At 41.0% G+C, this 327-nt stretch carries 1 protein-coding gene; it reads left to right on the forward strand.

The genetic code is table 11. The annotated features are described in order from the left end of the window. Positions 1-327, forward strand: a 327-nt coding sequence (locus SB756_RS28835) for a DUF2333 family protein (RefSeq protein WP_410912939.1), incomplete at both ends; no start/stop codon positions are given.

The following is a 327-nucleotide window of genomic DNA, read 5'->3' on the forward strand; positions in this document are numbered from 1 at the left end:
GATTACTTAATTGTTTACCGTACGCAAATGGCTCATCAGCATGAGCGCGATAGTCAGTTTTATGCCCGCGCTGATAACTTACGTAGTTGGTTAAAAGAAGCTGAAAAACGTTTAGGTAGTCTAAGCCAGCGTTTAAGTGCAAGTGTTGGGCAAGATAAAGTTAATACTGATTTAGCTGGTAATTCTTCAAATAAGCAAGCAACGCTTGCTCCATTGCAGCAGCAAGTAAGAACACCATGGCTTGATATAGATGACGTGTTTTATGAATCTCGTGGTGCAACGTGGGCGTTACTGCATTTTTTACAAGCCGTAGAGTATGACTTTAAC

This window comes from Pseudomonas sp. SIMBA_068 (assembly GCF_046534705.1).
GTDB lineage: Bacteria > Pseudomonadota > Gammaproteobacteria > Pseudomonadales > Pseudomonadaceae > Aquipseudomonas > Aquipseudomonas putida.